This is a genomic window from Vibrio sp. 1288 (genome assembly GCF_033344475.1).
The window spans coordinates 1-656 of record NZ_JAWPOX010000626.1 but is presented as its reverse complement, the minus strand read 5'-3'; the positions used below and the strand labels follow the sequence as shown (position 1 = coordinate 656).

The 656-nt window shown below is 50.8% G+C and carries 1 protein-coding gene; it reads right to left on the bottom strand.

The annotated features are described in order from the left end of the window. A partial coding sequence (locus tag R8O11_RS28430) for a TrkH family potassium uptake protein (RefSeq protein ID WP_318195019.1) occupies positions 1–656 on the bottom strand: 656 nt, incomplete at both ends.

Sequence of the window (656 nt, the reverse complement as noted above, 5' to 3'; positions counted from 1 at the left end):
TGGTTGTCACCACAGAAACGATGTTGAACATCGACACTCGCAGGGCATCCAAAATTGTGTAACCATCGCGAATCACTAGCCAAGCGGCAACCACTAAGCTTGAGAACAAGAACAAGTATGCAAAGCCTCGTACCTGTGCATCTTTGACCAGAATATCGATGCTGCGTTTGCGTAAAGCGGCAACAAACAATAGAAATGGCAGACCGCCCAAGAACATGAAAGTGGTCGCGACCCAGTGCGCACCGTTGGAGAAGTTGTTCATCGAGCTATCGGAGGTCGAGTAACCGCCGGTAGATAGGGTGGTAAAGGCGTGGTTGATCGCTTCAAACAGGTTCATGCCCGTCAGAACATAACCACCAATGCACATGCCCGTTAAGATCCGATACACCAACACGATGTTCTTCGCTACGGTTTTGGCTCTTGGGCTGCTTTTATCTGACCAGTCGGACGATTCCGTTTGGAACAGCTTCATACCACCGACGTTCAACATGGGTAGGATTGCCACCGCCATTACGATAAAGCCAATGCCACCCAGCCATTGCAAGATGGAGCGCCATAACAAAATGCTTGGCGCCATGTTGTCCAAGCCACTGAGTACTGTGGAGCCTGTGGTGGTGATGCCCGACATGGTTTCGAAGTAGGCATCGGTGAAGCTG